The sequence below is a fragment of the Rossellomorea sp. ABR4_012 genome, from assembly GCF_056159545.1.
Map to the genome: position 1 here is coordinate 113,639 of NZ_JBSWVK010000007.1, position 15,617 is coordinate 129,255.

General features: G+C 42.5%; 13 protein-coding genes. 3 read left to right on the forward strand and 10 right to left on the reverse strand.

The window, feature by feature from the left end; translation table 11 throughout:
• Positions 1-310: 310 nt before the first annotated feature.
• The 4 genes from ACXAFV_RS21230 to ACXAFV_RS21245 all read right to left on the reverse strand — a co-directional run bounded on the left by ACXAFV_RS21230 (position 311) and on the right by ACXAFV_RS21245 (position 5,213).
• On the reverse strand, positions 311-1,033 hold the full coding sequence (locus tag ACXAFV_RS21230; RefSeq protein WP_475129409.1) for an SDR family oxidoreductase: 723 nt from the start codon (positions 1,031-1,033) through the stop codon (positions 311-313).
• A gap of 124 nt (positions 1,034-1,157) precedes the next feature.
• The gene (locus ACXAFV_RS21235; RefSeq protein WP_475129410.1) at positions 1,158-2,891 is read right to left on the reverse strand and encodes a phospho-sugar mutase; all 1,734 of its coding nucleotides are present in this window, start codon (positions 2,889-2,891) and stop codon (positions 1,158-1,160) included.
• A 161-nt stretch (positions 2,892-3,052) separates the two neighbouring features.
• Complete coding sequence (locus tag ACXAFV_RS21240) at positions 3,053-3,526, reverse strand: hypothetical protein (RefSeq protein ID WP_475129412.1); 474 nt, start codon at positions 3,524-3,526, stop codon at positions 3,053-3,055.
• A 145-nt stretch (positions 3,527-3,671) separates the two neighbouring features.
• Positions 3,672-5,213, reverse strand: a complete 1,542-nt coding sequence (locus ACXAFV_RS21245) for a GNAT family N-acetyltransferase (protein WP_475129414.1) — start codon at positions 5,211-5,213, stop codon at positions 3,672-3,674.
• A 313-nt stretch (positions 5,214-5,526) separates the two neighbouring features.
• Between ACXAFV_RS21245 and ACXAFV_RS21250 the strand changes: the two genes are divergently transcribed.
• Positions 5,527-5,952: a disulfide oxidoreductase gene (locus tag ACXAFV_RS21250; RefSeq protein ID WP_475129416.1), complete on the forward strand. Its 426-nt coding sequence runs from the start codon at positions 5,527-5,529 to the stop codon at positions 5,950-5,952.
• Between the two features lies 1 nt (position 5,953).
• Positions 5,954-6,421, forward strand: a complete 468-nt coding sequence (locus ACXAFV_RS21255) for a thioredoxin family protein (RefSeq protein WP_475129419.1) — start codon at positions 5,954-5,956, stop codon at positions 6,419-6,421.
• A 560-nt stretch (positions 6,422-6,981) separates the two neighbouring features.
• Here the strand turns inward: ACXAFV_RS21255 and ACXAFV_RS21260 are convergent.
• On the reverse strand, positions 6,982-7,377 hold the full coding sequence (locus ACXAFV_RS21260; RefSeq protein ID WP_475129421.1) for a YhcU family protein: 396 nt from the start codon (positions 7,375-7,377) through the stop codon (positions 6,982-6,984).
• 176 nt (positions 7,378-7,553) lie between these two features.
• Between ACXAFV_RS21260 and ACXAFV_RS21265 the strand changes: the two genes are divergently transcribed.
• Positions 7,554-8,438: an RluA family pseudouridine synthase gene (locus tag ACXAFV_RS21265; protein ID WP_475129423.1), complete on the forward strand. Its 885-nt coding sequence runs from the start codon at positions 7,554-7,556 to the stop codon at positions 8,436-8,438.
• Between the two features lie 78 nt (positions 8,439-8,516).
• Here the strand turns inward: ACXAFV_RS21265 and wrbA are convergent, their stop codons facing one another.
• The 5 genes from wrbA to ACXAFV_RS21290 all read right to left on the reverse strand — a co-directional run bounded on the left by wrbA (position 8,517) and on the right by ACXAFV_RS21290 (position 15,576).
• Positions 8,517-9,131 carry an NAD(P)H:quinone oxidoreductase gene (wrbA, locus tag ACXAFV_RS21270; RefSeq protein ID WP_475129425.1) on the reverse strand — a complete coding sequence of 205 codons (615 nt, stop codon included), beginning with the start codon at positions 9,129-9,131 and terminating at the stop codon, positions 8,517-8,519.
• A gap of 422 nt (positions 9,132-9,553) precedes the next feature.
• Positions 9,554-10,384, reverse strand: a complete 831-nt coding sequence (locus tag ACXAFV_RS21275) for an aldo/keto reductase (RefSeq protein ID WP_475129426.1) — start codon at positions 10,382-10,384, stop codon at positions 9,554-9,556.
• Positions 10,385-10,526: 142 nt separating this feature from the next.
• Positions 10,527-11,498 carry a sensor domain-containing diguanylate cyclase gene (locus ACXAFV_RS21280; RefSeq protein WP_475129428.1) on the reverse strand — a complete coding sequence of 324 codons (972 nt, stop codon included), beginning with the start codon at positions 11,496-11,498 and terminating at the stop codon, positions 10,527-10,529.
• A 147-nt stretch (positions 11,499-11,645) separates the two neighbouring features.
• Complete coding sequence (gene helD, locus ACXAFV_RS21285) at positions 11,646-13,916, reverse strand: RNA polymerase recycling motor HelD (protein WP_475129430.1); 2,271 nt, start codon at positions 13,914-13,916, stop codon at positions 11,646-11,648.
• Positions 13,917-14,643: 727 nt separating this feature from the next.
• The gene (locus tag ACXAFV_RS21290; protein WP_475129432.1) at positions 14,644-15,576 is read right to left on the reverse strand and encodes an ATP-grasp domain-containing protein; all 933 of its coding nucleotides are present in this window, start codon (positions 15,574-15,576) and stop codon (positions 14,644-14,646) included.
• Between the last annotated feature and the right edge of the window lie 41 nt (positions 15,577-15,617).

A 15,617-nucleotide genomic window follows, 5' to 3' on the forward strand; every position in this document is an offset into this window, starting at 1 on the left:
GCCGTTGTCCGATTTCACTGATAGTATTGACTGTCATGTGTGAAGTCCATTTTATTTATATAGACTTAAACGAGCTGAGGGGGGGATATCTGCCATTCTTTTGATATATCTTCTACTTTTTCGTTTTATTTGCCAAAATCATGATATATCTGCCATTTATTTATTTTATCTGCCAAAATCACGATATATTTGCCATTCATCAAATTTCGACAAATTCCACACACACTTGTACATTCTCTCCACCTCACCCCTCATATAATAGGGTCCAAATCAAAAAAAGAGATGAGTCCCCTCATCTCTCTAAAGACATCTATGCTATTGGATAATCCTGCGCGAACGGATGGATCTTGATTTCGTCGATCAGCATATGCTTGGGAGCAGAAGCCATGTATATGACAGATTTAGCGATGTCCTCTACCTTCAGCCAGTCCTCTTTTTCGGGAAGCCCCTGCTTGGAGTCCGCAAAGTAGGTATCGACCATTCCCGGATTAATCGTGCCGACCCTGATTCCATACTCCCTTACTTCCTGTGCAAGTGAACCGCAGAATCCCTGCACGGCATATTTGGTCGCCACATATGCCGAACCGTTAGGAATCGTATAGCGTGCGACATCGGAAGAGATAGTGATGATGGTCCCGAATTTTTGTTTTTTCATATGCGGCAGTACAGCTTTTGAACATAGGAAAACACCTTGGACATTCACATCGAAGATTTTCTTCCACTCTTCTGCCGTCACTTCTTCTGTCGGTTTAAAGAATCCTACCCCCGCATTATTAACGAGGATATCTATTTTTCCATAGGCAGACAGGGTTTCATCAACCACTTTTTGAACGTCCTCTTCTTTGGACACATCAGCTTGAATCGAGATCACATGTTCGAAGCCGCTCGCCTTCAAATCTTGAGCTGCTTTATGTATTTCCTCAGAACTCCCTACCAATGAAAGTTTCGTGCTCTCTTTTGAAAACTGCTGTGCAATTTCACGTCCGATTCCTCTTGTCGCCCCGGTTATGATAGCTGCTTGATTTTTCAACATCCTCATTCTCCTTTTCTGTGTTATCTTTTTTCATTTGTCCAGCATCTCTTCATTTAATCCATATCATTTACCTGAAAAGAGAAGTCCGTCCCTCACTGCATATGATAAGGGACGGACCTTTAATTTACTGGATGATGCTTTCTACTTTGTTCATTAAATCTTCAGTCAGAGAAGCTAATTTCTTGTCACTTTCCTCCTGGGTCTTACCTATGACGCTGAAGTAGAACTTAATTTTGGGCTCGGTCCCTGATGGACGGAGGCATACCCATGAGCCGTCTTCAAGGAAATACTTTAAAACATTCGAAGCCGGAAGTGTGATTGCAGTTTCCTCTCCTGTGGAGAGTTCCACTTTTTTGCCTGTCTTATAATCTTCGGCTGTCACCACTTTCAGACCTGCCACTTCGTCAAGAGGCTCGTCCCTGAACTTCTTAAGGATCCCCTGAATCTGCTCTGCCCCTTCTTTCCCTTTCAGAGTCAGGCTTTTTAAGCCTTCCTGGTAATAGCCATGGAGCTCATATAATTCGTTGAGTACATCATACAGGGTCTTGCCTTGCTCTTTATAATAAGCCGCCGCTTCTGCAGCCATTAATACGGCTTGAACCGCATCTTTATCACGTGCAAAGTCTCCGATCAGATAGCCATAGCTTTCCTCATATCCGAACAGGAATGTAAATTCACCTGATTCTTCATACTTCTTGATTTTTTCACCGATGAACTTGAAGCCTGTGAGGACGTCTTCAACCGAAGCACCGTAATGTTCGGCCACTTTCCTTCCTAACTCGGAGGTAACGATCGTTTTGAAGACACGGCCGTTAGCAGGAATCATGTCTTTCTCCTGCTTCCGGGAAAGAATGTAATTCATGAGCACGGCACCTGTCTGGTTTCCGGTAAGAAGCACATACTCTCCGTCTTCCCCTTTAACGGCAACCCCTAAGCGGTCAGCATCTGGATCTGTTGCAATTAAAATATCGGCATCCATTTCTTTACCATCACGGATTGCCAGTTCGAAAGCTTCTTTATCCTCTGGATTCGGAGATTTTACAGTCGAAAACTCTGGATCGGGTTTTGCCTGTTCTTTTACAATATGGACTTGTTCATAACCGAGGGCCTTCAATCCTCTTTCAGCCATTTTCAAAGCCGTTCCGTGTAAAGGCGAGAACACAATTTTCAATTCTACTTCTTTGCTGATTTGAGGCGTTTCTGAAATCGAAATCAGGTGATCAAGATAAGATTGGTGGATCTCTTCTCCAATCATCTTGATCAAACCTTGTGATTTCAATTCCTCTTCGGATTTGACTTCAATTTCAAGTTCGTTTTCCACTTCATTCACTTTATCGATTACGGCGTCTGCAATATGCGGGGGCAGCTGTGCCCCATCTTCACCGTATACTTTATATCCGTTATACTCAGGAGGGTTATGACTTGCTGTCACCACAATACCAGAGAACGCGTGTAAATACCGGAGAGCAAATGACAGCTCCGGGGTAGGGGCGAGTTCATCGAATACATAGGTTTGAATGCCATGAGTCGCAAGTGTTTTGGCTGCTTCCATTGCGAACTCCGGAGATTTATGACGGGAATCATAGGCGATTGCCACACCTCTCCTTTTAGCTTCATCCCCTTCTTTCTCAATATAACGGGCCAAGCCCTCGGATGCTTTACGAACTGTGTATATGTTCATGCGATTGGTTCCAGGACCGATTTCGCCTCTCATTCCGCCAGTTCCGAATTCGAGGTTTTTATAGAAAGCGTCCTCCAAAGCTTTTTCATCATCCTTCATTGAAGATAAATGATCGTTTATTTCACGATCGATATGTACATAGTCACTCCACTTTTTCCAAGCTGTTTGCCAACTCATAACGATCCCCTCCTAATGCTGTATAATAATTAATTCTATCATAGTTACCCGCATTCCTTTTAAAACCTTCCGTCACATTCCGACACGATGTAACCGTTCTTATTTTAGCATAATTTCATTAGTGGGAGGGGAAGTATTAAGTTGTTTTGATTCTTTGAGGGTTACCTCGGCAGGGCATCATGATCCTTATCCATCCATGCTTGAAAACCATAAAGAATCATGGCAAATGTAACAAATAGAATGAACCTTTCAACCGGGGTGATATTGACCAGCTTATAAATCCCCAAAACATCTTGTAAAAAATAATGAATGGGAAAAAAGGTAAACATAAAATCTGCAATCACATTTGTCACTGCATATCTCCAGAAACGTCCGAAAGTGAAATGGAATATCCACAAAGTGATGACAGGAAATGCGCCAAAAACTCCAGAGACAAAAGCAGGCTCCAAGGAAGGGATGATCGAAACATGTATGACCCAATGGTTCTGATTTTCGGCTACGAGGTTATACACGAGCATGATGAACGAGGCAAGGAGTGAAACTGATATAAATCGCTTGATGACTTCTTTTTTCAAAAATATCAGTGAAAACCAAGGTGCAATAAGAATGAACCATAGGATAAATTTGTTGACCATCATAGACCCTCCTTCTACTCTACTGATTAGTTTATTGTTTTTCAGGTGTTTGCGAATTATTCAACATTCCATGATAAATGATGCGCCCCGCAAACAAAAAAAGACCCAAGGAATAAGACAGATTCCTTGAGTCTTTCAATGTGTACTATTTCTTATAGTTTACACCATATACGTCATGGCGGCGGTCTTTAAGCTGACGAACAGTTCCTGATTGCCTCTGGCGGCGCAGCACTTCTAAATCGACATCCCCGATCATGACCATCTCGATGTTCGGGTTTGTTTCACCGACAATACCATCGCGGGCAAATTCGAAGTCAGACGGTGCAAAGATCCCCGATTGCGCGTATTGGATATCCATGTTCTCTGTTTGCGGCAGATTTCCAACAGTACCGGAAATGACCGTGTAGATCTGGTTTTCAACCGCACGTGCCTGCGCACAGTAACGGACGCGCAGATAGCCTTGTCGGTCTTCCGTACAGAATGGGGTAAAGATGATCTTTGCCCCTTTGTCCGTTGCAATGCGTGCAAGCTCAGGAAATTCGATATCGTAACAGATTTGAATGGCAATCTTTCCGCAATCTGTATCGAACACCCTGACTGAATCGCCAGGGCTGATTCCCCACCATTTCCGTTCATTTGGCGTGATATGAATCTTATATTGCTTCTCGATGGTGCCATCCCGGCGGAACAAGTATGCGATATTATAGATTTCGTCATCCTCTTCCTTTACAAAGTGGGATCCCCCAATGATATTGACGTTGTAACGGACAGCCAAGTCTGTGAAGAGTTCGATATATTCTTCTGTAAAGTCAGTCAGCTTCCTCACTGCAAGGCTTGGTGATTTGATGTTAAGGAATGACATCAACTGAGTTGTAAAAATCTCCGGGAACACAACAAAATCAGATTTTGCATCAGATGCCACATCTGTAAAATATTCAACCTGATTCGCAAATTCTTCAAACGAGTTGATCTTCCGCATCATATATTGCACGACGCAAATCCTGACAGGGTAACTCGTTTTGAAATGACGCTTGCTTGAAGGACGGTAATCAACATTGTTCCATTCCATCAATGTCGCATATTTTTGCGACCGTTTGTCATCCGGCAGGTAATTCGGATTTATACGCATCAGTGTAAATCCGTTCAGTAATTGGAAGGACAGAACAGGGTCATAAATTTTGTGGCGTCCTACCGCATCCACGTATTCCCTCGGTGACATTTCATCTGAATGTTTATAATAATTCGGTATCCTTCCCCCGATGATGATACTCTTTAAATTCCATTGGCGTGCAAGATCTTTACGGGCTTCATACAGACGATGCCCCACCTTCATGCGGCGGTAATCCGGGTGTACCATCACTTCGATCCCATAAAGGTTATAGCCATCGGGATTGTGGTTGGTTATGTATCCGTTGTCCGTGACATCATCCCAGGTATGACGATCATCGTACTCGTCAAAGTTAATGATCAAACTTGAACAGGATGCGATAATATCTCCATCAAGTTCTGCGACCAGCTGGCCTTCCGGGAACACATCCAAATGACTTTCCAGGTGTTCAACCTTCCAAGGCTCCATACCGGGAAAGCAGACCTCCTGCATGCTGATTATATGTTTGATGTCCTTATGTTCCATTGGACGTATGATCATTTTCTTCTCGAATTGAGATAAATCCAGTTTTTCTGCCATCTATCATTCACTCCTCTATACGCTGTTGTTATACCCTTATCATGCACTTGTGAAACGAAGTTCATGAGTGCATAGAAACAAAGTTCGGTTAGTAATCTATATCATTTTACCAAAAGAAAGAATCATTTTTGAAGCATTTTGAACCTGGGAAGGCGCAGATGATTTGCTCAAAAATGCATTAATATATACTATATAGCAATGGGGCATGATAGCCAGAACAAAAAATGTTGAAAAACCATCACCTTTTCTTAACAGATTTGAACGGTTTACCTTTATAATAGTAAGAGAAAATAAGTCAAGAAAGGATTTCATTATGAATAAAAAAGCAGATTCCCTCCTGTTCACTGGATGGGCAGCCTCACTAATCGCTACTCTGGGCAGCTTGTTTTTTTCGGAAGTGATGAAATATGAGCCATGCGAGTTATGCTGGTATCAGCGGATCCTGATGTATCCCATGGTCATCCTGCTGGGGGTTGCTTATGTCCGTAAAGATTTCAAAGTTGCTTTATACTCTTTGATTTTATCCGGAATCGGACTTGCTATCTCCCTTTATCATTATTCCCTACAAAAGATCTCATTTCTATCCGAAAGCGCCCCGTCATGCGGCCGTGTGCCGTGTACAGGCGAATATATAAATTGGATGGGATTCATGACGATTCCGTTCCTGGCACTTTCAGGATTCATTATCATCTTCATTGCAAGTCTGTTAACGCTTAAAGCATTAAAGGAGGACCATTAAGTTGAAGAAAATCATTATCTTTTTAGCCGTTGTCATCGGACTGTTTGCGGCAATCGCCATCGTTACCAACATGCAGAACAGCCAAAAAGCAGAAGGAAATAAGTTCAAAAAAGACGAGCTTCACCCTGCTACCGTAGAATTATTGGACGACCCCAACTATCAAAATGTCATCCTTCCGGAAGAACTTGATAAGAAGCTTGAAAATAAAGAAGATGTGACTGTGTATTTCTACAGTTCCACTTGTCCTCACTGTAAAGAAACGACCCCTGTCCTGGCTCCCCTTGCTGAAGAAATGGGAGTGGACATGGTCCAGTACAATGTGCTTGAATTCGAGCAGGGCTGGACGGACTATCAAATCGAAGCCACCCCTACCCTTGTTCACTTCAAAAACGGTGAAGAAGTCGACCGGGTTGTCGGAAGCCAGCCTGAAGAAGAATTCAGAAGCTTCTTTGAGGAGAATGTGAAATAACTTGGAATGTATAAGGAGGCTGAGACAAAAGTGTTTTAGTCTAAGTAAAACCCGAACTAATTTCCCTAATTAGTTCGGGCTTTTATTTTGATAAAATGGACCTTTAGATTTAGCGCTTCCCAGCGGTTGATTGGAGTGCAAGACGAAGACTCCTGCGGGAAGAGTAGCTTATGTGAGACTTGTCCAGCTCCAGGGCTTAGAGGCACATGTCATAAGCCAAACCGACCAAGAAGGCAAAGAGCGCCTTCCAGGCCGATTCGTCTTATGCCAACCGCCTCTAAACAAAGCCCTTCCGCTTTTCTTCCCGCAGGCTTGCCGAGGAGGCTCACGGGCTACCCGCGGAAAGCGAAGTCTTGCACGGAAATCATTAGCGGTATTAAGAGTCTACACTGAAATTGTTCGTCATTAAAAAGAGGGGCCGACGAATCATTCGTCAGCCCCTATCAATGAGGAGGAATTTCAAGAGAAGATACACTGTATCCTCAAATTAAAATTGATTACTTGATATATTCCCCGTCCGATCAAAGATAAACGTATTAATCCAATTTTCTAAACAATCATTAAATTAACAGCTGATTGGCAGCCTTTGAATAAACGCTTAGCGAGTGTTTGCAATCCGATTCATCTGTAAATTGATCAAAAGACAGCGGGAAGAAGAGTCCGAACCCTTGCAGGATTTGAACATTATGATAGAACATATCCTCATAAACCTCATCCCTCTCTCCGCATTCCACAATCGAAATCAGCGTCTGCAGACTGGAGATCACTTGGAAAGCTTCCTTCAATGTACCGCAATATTCAAAGTTTCTATTCGTCGTATGTAAGATTTCCATATCTTCAAATTGCTCAATCTCATCGTCTGTGAAATAATCGGGGAAAATAGTACAATACATATGACTGATTAATTCCTGTATTTTTTTGTCCTGTTCATGTGTTGCAGCTAGTAATACCTTCACCAAATAACCCACCTTTGTAATGGTTGTAATCTCTCTGTAATAGATACACTTAGAATAACATAGATATGCACCCTCAAGTGTGGTAATTATACCCATGAATTTGGTAAAACAGGTGCTCAAATGGTACGAAATACCCATTAATGTATAAGATTTTTGTCATTTAAAGGAGCTTTTTGATGAAAACAATGAGAAAAGGTTCACTCTATCAAGTGGTGATACCAGCGAATTGGAAAAATGTAACGATAGATCACATCCTTAAGAATCATTGGCAGGCCCCCAAAAAACTCATTCATTCCATGAGAATGGATAAGGATATTAAAGTAAACGGAGAGTATTTTCCATGGGATAAGGCGTTATCCCACGGTGATCTTCTCCAAATTGCCCTATTCAAAGAAACGGATTATGATGTCCCTCCTTCTTATGGTGAATTGAATGTCCTGTTTGAAGATGATCATCTGATCGTCGTAAATAAACCAGCCGGCATAGATACCCATCCCAACCAGACTGGTGAAAGGAATACCCTTGCGAACCTGATCGCTTTTCATTTTCAGACAAGAGGCGAAAGCTGCCGGGTGATGCATATACACAGGCTCGACCGCGACACTTCCGGAACAGTCATTTTTGCCAAACATCCATTAAGCAAAGCGATTCTCGACCGGCTGCTTATCGAGCGTAAAGTGAAAAGAACATACCTGGCACTCCTCCACGGCAGGCTCAAGCAGAAGAAAGGCACCATTTCCGAGCCAATCGGCCGCGACCGTCATCACAACACAAGAAGAAGGGTCTCTCCTTCCGGTCAGAACGCAGTCACTCATTATAACGTATTAGAAGTCAGAGGAAATATGACTCTTGCTGAAGTGGAACTGGATACAGGGCGGACCCACCAGATCCGCGTCCATATGAGTCATATCGGACACCCATTGGCAGGCGATACTTTATATGGAGGCAAGCCTCTATTTAAGCGCCAGGCTCTGCACGCTGCAAGGATTGCCTTTCCTCATCCATTGACGGGGGAGAGAATTGAGTGCGAGGCTGAGTGTTTGGATGAGATCGGATTGTAAAAAGGGAGTTTTGAAAGAGTCTATATCAAAAAAAGGAGTACCCAGGCTGCTTTCAGCCGGGTACTCCTTTTCACATGATTATTTCAATCCGTTTTTAATCGCTTCAGCTACCTGGATCGTACGGCGGGTTTGATGTTTAACAGCAGGCTCTACGCTTTCTACCATATTCCCTTCCTGATCAACCGTTACACTTGTACCGTATGGGTTTCCTCCAGTAGCAAATGATGATTCATCCGTGTATCCAGGTGCAGCAATGATCGCACCCCAGTGCATCATTGTAGTGTAGAGTGCCAGAACAGTCTGCTCCTGACCGCCATGTGAGTTACTTGCAGAAGATGTTGCACTCACAACTTTGTTAGCCAGTTTCCCTTGGAACCAAAGTCCGCCTGTAGTATCCAGGAAGGATTTCACCTGAGACGGAACATTCCCGAAACGCGTCGGTACATTGAAAAGGTATGCATCTGCCCACTCTAAATCGTCAAGAGTAACTACCGGAACACTGTCTTTTGTTTCATTATAATGCTTTTCCCATGCCGGGTTCGAAGATATAGCTGCTTCAGGAGCCGTTTCTTCAAAACGAAGTACTTTCACTTCCGCTCCTGATTCCTTTGCTGCTTCTTCTGCCCATTTTGCCATTTGGTAGTTCGTTCCTGTAGAACTGTAGTACATGATCGCTAATTTCACGTTAGACATAATAAAAAATCTCTCCTTTTTTCTAAAATATATAGTAAATGGGGTAATACACATAAGTTAGTATGCAGGTATTCCATCAAGCATAAACCTGCATATTCATTCCTCATCCTAAGCATCTGATAAATCACAATCGACATTGCTGTTTTAAAAAGGCAGATGCTTCTTCATACACTAAAAACTTCCTCATTACTGTCTTCCCAATGAAATCACAAACAAAACGTTTCAAATTCATTTATCCTTTAATTGAATATCTTGAATTTGAGATTTAATATTAAAAAAATTCATCAAATTTCTCAGTTGTATTTATTTTGATTTCGAGATAATTGTATATCACCACCTCCTCTCCTGTCAACATAAAAAAATTGATTCCATAGACAAAGGCCCGTCCCTCATCGCTTAAAGCGGTGGGACGGGCCTACAAATTAAAAGTCGAAATTGTCCGGATCCGGGCCGAAACGTTCGTCTTGGTTCAGGTCATTGATTTGGTTCAGTTCGTCTGTGGACAGTTCGAAATTGAATAAATCAGCGTTCTCTTTAATGCGGTTTGCATGAACCGATTTCGGAATGATCACGACATCGTTTTGCAAGTGCCAGCGCAAGATGACTTGTGCTGGGGACTTTCCATGCTTTTCGGCGATTTGTTTTAAAGTTGGCTCATCAAGTACTCTACCTTGTGCAATCGGAGACCATGCTTCTACTGCAATATGTTGATCCTCACAAAAAGCCTTAAGCTTTTCCTGATTCAAACGGGGATGGCATTCGATTTGGTTGATCACAGGTTTCTCATTGCTGTTTCTCATTAAGTCTTCAAGATGATGCTGATGGAAGTTACTTACTCCGATTGATTTTACCAGGCCTTCACTATAAAGTCTTTCAAGGGCTTTCCACGTATCATTGTATTTCCCTTCAACCGGCCAGTGGATCAAATAAAGATCCATATAATCCATATCCAGTTTCTTTAAGCTCGTTTCGAATGCTTTCAACGTAGTATCGTAGCCTTGATCACTGTTCCATACCTTTGACGTAATGAATAAATCTTCCCTATTTGCACCGCTTTCTTTTACACCTTCTCCGACGCTTTCTTCATTCTCATAAACAGCCGCCGTATCAATTGAAAGGTACCCTGTGTCGATAGCCGACTTTACAGCTTCAACCGTTTCACGGGGATCTTTCATTTGGAAGACTCCCAGTCCAACGTAAGGAATTTCTATTCCATTATGTAGCGTCTTCTTGCTTTGTAAATTCTTTAACATATTGCATCCCTCCTTTCTATATTTTACTAAACCTATAAGCAATAAGGCGAATATTATGACTGAAGGTTTCTCTCAGGTGAATAATTTAATAATAAGGAGAACCATACCCTTTCACTACGCAGCAAGGCCCGTCCTTAATGTGTTATCGCATTGAGGGACGGGCCTTGTTGTGGTGATGTTTTTCGCGGTACATTTGCTGATCGGCTTGTTTGAAGAGTTCTTCCATCATGCCCAATGATGATTCCGTATAGGCAGGGCCGATCGACATGCTTATTTTGAAATCAGTACAGGTTTTATTAAAGCTATGAATACCTGAATGAAGAAGACGAATCAGTTCATCAAGGTATCCCGGCGAACAGTGCTCAATTAATATCGCAAACTCATCTCCGCCAATTCTTGAGACTGAAATATTTTCAGTCATTTGCTGATTAAGGATGCCTGATGTCTCTACAAGTAATCGATCCCCCATTTTATGGCCGTAGCGGTCATTTATCAATTTAAGGTTATCAAGATCACATATGATCAAACCTGCAGAGATATCTTCACAGTCGTTGTATTTCTGCATTTGAGATTCAAAGTATTCACGATTGAATAGATCCGTCAGCGAATCATGAGTCGCCTTGTATTCAAGTTCCTTTTGAAGGGCAACCTTTTCATCCACATTCCGGATGATCCCCTGTACTGCTGTCAGTTCACCATTTTCATAAATAGGTGTTACAAATTCCTCGAAGCAGATGTATGTTCCTTCATCATTTTTCCAGCGCTGCCTTACAGGCTTTGTATAATCCAGCTTACCGGAAAGTTTTCTGAGCAGTATATTGTAATCATCGGGATGTATTCTATCAAAGGCAATCAAAGGATTTTCCTTACTTTCTTCTATTAAATTGGCCCCTAATACTCTTTCAATGGCAGGACTTATGTATTTATACTCGAAACCCGGCTTAATTTCAAAATGATAGATAATATCTTGAGAACGTTCTACCAGCTGAAAGATCTTTTCAAAACTTGCAGCCTTTTCTTTATAGTACATAACGACTTTCCAGACGAAGACCATCAGAATCAAGACGGTCACTGCTGATGCTGCAAGCAGTATGATCGAATTCGCAGAGAACATAGAAGCAAGCTCCTTCACTCAAAGTCAAATATAACCAAATTATTCAAGACTATTATACTACAAAACTATGACAAATTACCTATAATTTTTAAAACCCGCCCATCAATGCGTTAAAGCACTGAGGGACGGGCTTTAATCTTAACCATCCTATCTATTGATGAATTGATTCAGGTCTTTTCCTATGAAGGTAAGTTGGTGAAGAGGCCGCGTCATGGAAACGTATTGCAGCTTGATGTCCAGTTCGTTTTGACTGCTGAATACTTCGTTAATGACGGTAATCATGACAACGTCAAACTCCAATCCTTTCGATAAATAGGAAGGCACAACGACGATTTTGTCCTTAGGAATCGATTCCTGTTCTTCCAATAGCTTCACTTTACCGGGCATATGTTCTTCCATGATTTTATAAATCATTTTACAATCCTTCATGCTCTTTCCGATGACCGCGAATGTTTGAAAGCCTTCTTCTTTTCCTCGAGCAACGTTCTCCGCAATGATGCCGGCAAGCTCCTCATTCTCTGTATACGTATGTGAATCCGGTGCTTCGCCATGCCTTACCACCGGATTCACCTTTGGAAACTCATATGGCAGGAGGCTCAAAAGTTTATTCGCTTCTTCCATTATTTCAATCGTGGTACGGTAGCTTTTTTGAAGCTCTGTATATGTGGCCCTCGGAAGCACTTCCCTATAGACCGGGTCCCACGCTTGAAGACCCCTGTAGGAATGGATGCCCTGGGCAAGATCTCCTACCAGGGTAAACATATCGGTTTCCAATGCCCTTTTCAGCGCATAAAGCTGCATATAACTGTAATCCTGCGCTTCATCTATCACAATGTTTTTAGCTTTATAAAACTTATCGATCCCGAACAGGTGCGTCTGCAGGTACAGAAGGGGGGCGAGGTCTTCCACTTCGTATTTCTTCTTCATCAAGAGGTTCAACGTGTAGAAGCATAGATCCTGTGCTTGTACTAAATTCAGCTCGCCTTTAGAAAACTTCACAAGCCGTTCAGGATCGGAAAAGAGCTCTGAATAGTACTGTTCCAGGTTCTTTTTTTCAAATTGCTTCATATACTGGGAAACACTTGTCCTTACAGCCTTCTTCACTTCCTCAAGCCTCTCAGCCTTCTTATCCAGTGCCTTTGAAATATACTCTTTACGGTTGCCGGCATTTGCCCGCTGATAGAGTGCCTTTTCAATTTTCCCGTCAAAGAACGTTTCAACTTTCTCGATCATTTGCTTCTTGTTTGTCCGAACATAGCTCTGCAATAAAGACTTCAACTTTTCAAGCCTGCGGTAAATCGGCATATAGGTGTATTCATTTTTAAATAGATACGTGAATTTCTTTGCGGAGTAAAGTTTATATTTATCCACATAGAAATCTTCGGATGGATAAAACCTTTTTTCGATTTCTTCAATATAGTGATCAAGGATTTTCCTGAAAGTCTTTGATCCCTTGAATCCAGAAATCCACGAAGCCTTTTTGACCTCAACATCATGATTCCTCTCAATCAGCCTGATCAGTTTGTCATCCTCAACGAGCTTCAATTTCTTTTCAAGACATGTCATGACATAATCAGAAAACGTCGTCTGTCTAACTCTCTCCACTCCGAGCTCGGGCAATGCTTCTGAGATGTAATCGATGAACAGATTACTCGGAGCAAGGATCATCAGCTGTCTCGGATCAAAATGCTGTTTGTAGTTATAAATAAAGTAGGAAATCCTGTGAAGTGCTATCGTCGTTTTTCCGCTTCCTGCCGCTCCCTGAACGATAATCGGCTTGTTCAGGTCGGCCCGGATGATCCTGTTCTGTTCTTCTTGAATGGTGGAAATGATTTCGGTCAATCGATTGCTCGAACTCTTTGCCAAAGAATCCTGCAGGAGTTCGTCTGTGGTAGTGAGGTCGATGTCCCTGATTTCTTCAAGAAAACCGTCTTCAATCATATACTGGCGCTTTAAGGAAAGATCACCCTCATACGTTTCACCCTCCGCTTCATACGAGACATCGCCAATCCTTCCTTCGTAGTAGAGATTCGCGATTGGGGAACGCCAGTCGACAATGATTTGCTCCTGGTTTTCACGTTGATACAAAGAAGTCTTTCCGATGTAATGCTTTTCGGTCCTGTCCGAACCGTCATTTTTAAAATCAATTCGGGCAAAATAGGGCTTGTTCTTCGCTTTCAGAAGGGATTCCAATTCTTCTTTAGACATTTCGAAAAAGCTCGAGTTAGTGAGGATATCTATGTAGGCAGCACTGGACTCTCCCCAGTCGACATCTCCAAAAGCTTTTTCCATATTCTCTTTGTACTTCTCTTTGCTTGACTGTGATGTTTCAATCACCACATCAATATACCTCTTTGTGAATTCCAGGCGTTCTGATTCATTTGAAAAATCGGGGTGTAATGCTGATTCCTTCGTCATACCTTTCTCCTTTCAAATATGGTTGCCGCAATGGAGAAAAAAACGTCTTAATCACGCCGCCGGGGTAACGACTCCCGTGCGGTCTAACACGTTAAATGAGACACATCGAAATCTGTAAAAATTATGTAGGCGTTTGGGAGCAGAAATATATATTATCAGATAATTGGTAAAGTTTCAATAAGAAAAGCGGAAGGGCTTCGGTCAGAGGCGGGGGGGCATAAGACGAAGCGGCCATGAAGGCGTTCTTTGCCTTCGTGGCCGGTTTGGCTTATGACATGTGCCTCTAAGCCCTGGAGCTGGACAACACGAAATGCGGAGGCGGCTTGGTCAGAGGCGACAAGCATAAGATGAATGGGCCGGGAAGGCGTTTTTTGCCTTCTTGGACCATTTAGCTTATGACCTCGAGCCTCTAGGACGCCGGAGCTGGACAATAAGAAAAGCGGAAGGGCTTCGGTCAGAGGCGGGGGGGCATAAGACGAAGCGGCCGTAATTGGGACATTATTGGTCACGAAGCCGGAATCTTCGAGTTTTGGTCAATAATCTTTTAATTTCCTCCATTAATCTTTCAGTTTCACCCTAAATTCTTCGAGTTCCACACGATATTCTTTCGATTTGAACATTAATTCCTCCAATTGGAAAATAAACCCACAAACTTCACACCCCCCGTAAAAAACCGACCACACAAAAAACCCCTCCATCCAAGAGGGGCTCCCAATCCATCCTATAATCAAAGCTTGTCCAATTCGCCGCCCAAATACTTAGCAAGTTCAAGCATTCCGTACTTCCCGGCAGCATCTTCTGCATCTTTGTTGTAGTTCGTATTTGTGTTCACGTCATACGTATAAATTGTTCCTTCAGCATCTCTGATGAATTCAATGCCTGCGACATCTATTTTGTTCTCCAAAAGGAAGGTCCGATAATCAGCAATGATTCCATCTTCGAAACCATCGATCACCTGAAACTTAGGTGTCTCTTCTTTCTCTCCGACCGGACAAAATAAGTCATCAATCTGACAGGCATCCGCCGGACATAGTTCAAAACCTTCGGATGTATCCACGCGAACGGCATATACAAACTTCCCGCCTACAAACTCACATCGTGTGATGGAAGAATCAGGTGATTGAATATATTCCTGAATCAACGTTGTACCGTCCAATGGTTCCTCGAAAGAGTCACTATAAACATATTCCTTCAACGCTTGAACAGAATGGAATAATTGTACGCCCAACCCTTTTCCGGCACGGTTATGTTTAGTGATAAAGGACTTCTTTCCAAGTTTTTCGGCAGCTTCAACAATTTGTTCTTTTCCGACAGCAGCGATGGTTTTTGGGGTTTTGATGCCCGCCGCATTCAGAGCCATATATTGATTCACTTTACTGACTTCCAGCCGGAGAGCACGTGTACCATTCAAAACCCTTCGATCATGACGTTCCAGCCAGGACAAAACACTTTCTGTCAGTTCCGGAGCAAAGCGATGATCCCTTGTATGAGATGACGCGCTGATCCTATTATAGAATACGCCAATTGGAGGGATTTCTGTTAAATCGACAACTCCTTGATCGAGAAACCATTCCTCGTATGGAAGTTCCAGTTCATTCAAACGAGCTGTCAAATGATCGGTCCATTCACTGTTTTCATGAATTACATAAATTTTTTTCATAAAGAACACCCCATTTTTTTAAGATCAAGAAGATGATCACA